Genomic DNA, 3,259 nt, shown 5'->3' with positions numbered 1-3,259 from the left:
GCACGATCACTTTATATTAAAAAATTGAAATGGATTACTCATCAATGACTGAAGCAATTTCGGCAGACTGCCTAAGAAGAAGAATTTATTTGCTTACTGGTGATTCAAAAAAATCCATTTCTGCCTCTGATATAAAAGAATTACCACTCGATCGAAGTCTTATAGAAGATATCTGTGGCTGCCTGAAATCTAACGATGTTCCAACTTTATCGATAGCTTTTTTCTTCCTAGAAACGTTGCTTCAAAAATACACCGGAGAAGCCTTTGGCGGTGAGTTTTTTACGTTCTTGGTAAAAAGAATCCGAGATTTATTGAATCATGAGAGCAAATTTATTTGCTCTAAAGCGTTGGCATTTTTTATATGGTTAAGAGAAAATTACTCAGATTACAGGGAAATTATGCTTGATTATCTTGCTTCGTCTGATCTCGGTTTAAGAAAAATTGCGCTGAGTAATTTTGAAACATATGCAATTGCGAATGAAATATCACCCCTTATCAGATTCTCCACTGACGACTATGCAGCAGAATATTCGATGATGGGGGAGATGCGTTACGATCTCAGAGATATTGCATTAGAAAAAATAGAGCTCATTGTAAAAAGAAAATTTCGCATGGTGAAGTTAACAGAATCACATGATGGTGGAACAGTCAGTTGGTATGATTGGAGGCAATTTAAAAATTGGTGGAGAGAAAATCATATGAAATTTAGGTAGTTCCAAACAAAGCGACCATTAGCGCCACTGTTTGTGGGAATTACCACCACTCCGGCTATCGAAACGTCTGCTTTCGAGAAATCTGAGGGTCGCTTCTGGGTCGGGCAGCGACCTTTCCGCGACGACGACGTCGAGCTAGCATCATCGGTCGGAGAGCGGCCAGAATCCGCCTGAAGCAGGGTGCTCCCACCTGTGGAACCTGGTTGGTTGCCGATAATATCGACATGTAGGTCAATGCTTATTGCCCCATCTGCAGGTAAGTGCTGACCCCCTGAGTCCACTGGGCTTCAACTGCCTGGAACACCTCGACATACGCGACTGGATAGCCATATGAATGCATGAACTTTTGTGCGTTCCTGGCCAAGGCCGCCAACTGGGCCGAACGCTCGGAGTCCCTCAGGCTGGAGTTGCGGACAATCTGCATAAAAGAAGCATTCCAAAAAGGCCAGATATCCTTCAAGAAACGCCGGGCGTCTACGTCTCCACGCTTGCCAAATCGAGCCTTGGCTTCGTGTATGAATTCGGCCCTGAAGTTCGGATCGCTCCCCACCTTTTCATCATGTAGCAGTTCACAAATATAGCCTTTAGCGAACCACTGCCGCGCCTTCTGCTCGTTACCGCTGCGCGCTGCGGCCAGGTAAATCATTCGCGGTAGCAGATAGGCGTGATATTCGGGCTTCCAAAGAGAAAGGCTGGTGCAGGCCTCTCCAGTCCCGAGTCGTCTCGCACGAGCTTCGGTCGGCTCCAGCAAGGGCAAAGCCTGGGCGTACTGTCCGCTCAGGTACAAGGCGACAGCCAGATAGCCACGACTCAAACTGCACTCGTACTCGTCCCGCGGATCAAAGGGCCGCCCATCGGCCGCACAGTAGGTGTTGTAGCGCGCGGCGATTATCTGCGCCGACCCTTTCACACCGCTGGCTTTAAGGCTTGACACAACAGCCTCGTCGCTCTCAATGAGAAAATGGGGCTTACTCCCGCCTACGCAGGCGGCGAGCGACAGGGCCATAAGGACGACAGCCGAATGAAGCAGTAGGCGCTTCATTGGCAAGAGCCCGCGATGGTGCGGTTGGCGTCATCGACCATGTTTTGACCGGCGCGCTGTAATTCTGTCCAAGTCGGAATGCTTCGACAATGCTGCGCCACCTGAATTTGAAGTTCACCGAGGAGCTTGTGAGCTCGCGCCGACTGGCACACCGAAGGCCCCAGGGCCGCCACGGACAGCGACAGCTTGCGCGCGAAGGCCATGCCCTGCTGCTGCGCAGCATTGCAGTCCGAACTCAACGCAGGTAGTTGCGGCAGCGCGGCGGGCACCTTGCCGCTGGAAGCCTTACGGCTGTTTTGCAACGCCGCCCAGGGGTTGCTTTCGGGCCGATTTGCCATCTGATCAACTAGGGCGCTGGCATCGGATTGGGCGCGCTGCGCTTTCTCGGCCTCGCGCGCGCGTTCCCCTGCGAGGTTCTGCTCGTCCTGTTGCTGCTGCGCCAGCGCGTTCGAAATGGCACTGCCCACCCCCTGCAGGATTGCGGCAGCATTGCCGTTCGCGCCAACCGAGCTCCGGCGGCATTCGGGCGCCTGGGGATTACTTCCACTATCACAGGAGACCGCGGCTTGGCCCACGGGCCACAGGGAAGACAGCAGTACCAGCAGAACCAACCTGACGTTCAGGTCTGAGCGCTTCGCCATTGGGATCCCGATTGATATCGTTATACGCTCTCGCAACTCATCTCTTTTCCACGGCAACATGATCTGGAGATGGTGCGCTTGCTTTATGTAAACGTCGACTTACCAAAATTCGGGCCGGCTTATAAAGCTTTGCCCGAACCTTGCTTACGTCCAGATGAATTTACTGGGGCGACCTTTACCATGTCAAGAGACCGGATGCCTGCAACTTGTGCTTTATCTCTTGGCTACTATTTCTCTAATGGCAGCGCTCTTTCCGCGACGAGAAACGTCTAGCCAGCTTAATCGGTCGGAGTGCGGCCATGAGGCGACACTCGCCCGTGACTTCGTTCGGTTAATCAGACGTCAGCCCCAAGCAGCAATCGGTCGTTCAATCGATGCTTCGGGGTCCAGTGCGAGATAGCCGCCTGAAAGGACAAGTCTGAAGGTTGCGTAGAGCTTAGTCCTCGGAACGCGTGATGATGTTGCCGTTCCCCCTCCAGGCAACCGAATGTATTGGCGCAGAGCATGACGGCCAAGAGCTCACTTCCGCTGAAATGCTCGAGATCGTGCTTCGTCAAGGGAAGAAAGAAAATTGTCAATGTGACGTTGGTCCAATAGGCGCCTACAAGGTCCGTTACCCGATTGCGCCCCGCTGCAATAGCTAACAGTCGAGTTGACTGTCGCGTTACTGTACGGTTAAATCCTGCTCAATGAAAAAAATAATTAGATCAGCGTTAGCTGCATTCGTAAGCTTCCCCGTGCGGTAGACAGTCGTCAGTAGAATATTCGGAGCCTCCCCCGTTAGGAGTCTCCCTTGAAGAAAACCAGATTTACAGAAAGCCAGATCGTTGCCGCGCTGAAGGAAGGTGAAGCCGGTGTACCGG

At 52.1% G+C, this 3,259-nt stretch carries 4 protein-coding genes; 1 reads left to right on the top strand and 3 read right to left on the bottom strand.

Annotated elements, in window-relative coordinates:
* The first annotated feature begins 44 nt into the window (after positions 1 to 44).
* Positions 45 to 713 (top strand): hypothetical protein, encoded by a 669-nt coding sequence (locus ACTHJ1_RS05150; protein ID WP_440188685.1) that lies wholly within the window; start codon positions 45 to 47, stop codon positions 711 to 713.
* 238 nt (positions 714 to 951) lie between these two features.
* On the opposite strand, the gene ACTHJ1_RS05145 is transcribed toward ACTHJ1_RS05150, so the two are convergent.
* The 3 genes from ACTHJ1_RS05145 to ACTHJ1_RS05135 all read right to left on the bottom strand — a co-directional run.
* A complete protein-coding gene (locus ACTHJ1_RS05145; RefSeq protein WP_440188682.1) occupies positions 952 to 1,755 on the bottom strand; it encodes a hypothetical protein in 804 nt (267 codons plus the stop codon).
* On the bottom strand, positions 1,752 to 2,396 hold the full coding sequence (locus ACTHJ1_RS05140; protein ID WP_440188679.1) for a hypothetical protein: 645 nt from the start codon (positions 2,394 to 2,396) through the stop codon (positions 1,752 to 1,754). Before ACTHJ1_RS05140 ends, ACTHJ1_RS05145 begins: the two co-directional genes overlap by 4 nt.
* Positions 2,397 to 3,060: 664 nt before the next feature.
* A partial coding sequence (locus ACTHJ1_RS05135; RefSeq protein ID WP_440188676.1) for a hypothetical protein occupies positions 3,061 to 3,259 on the bottom strand: 199 nt, incomplete at its 5' end.

The sequence above is a fragment of the Bordetella sp. genome, assembly GCF_051960075.1.
Classification (GTDB): Bacteria; Pseudomonadota; Gammaproteobacteria; order Burkholderiales; family Burkholderiaceae_B; genus Bordetella.
The sequence above is the reverse complement of the archived record's forward strand: the minus strand, read 5'-3'. Positions and strand labels throughout refer to the sequence as shown.

Bases quoted from the DNA above. Each gene is read 5' to 3' on its own strand.
- ACTHJ1_RS05150 (WP_440188685.1), top strand. From the start codon at position 45: ATGACTGAAGCAATTTCGGCAGACTGCCTAAGAAGAAGAATTTATTTG.
- ACTHJ1_RS05140 (WP_440188679.1), bottom strand. From the start codon at position 2,396: ATGGCGAAGCGCTCAGACCTGAACGTCAGGTTGGTTCTGCTGGTACTG.
- ACTHJ1_RS05145 (WP_440188682.1), bottom strand. From the start codon at position 1,755: ATGAAGCGCCTACTGCTTCATTCGGCTGTCGTCCTTATGGCCCTGTCG.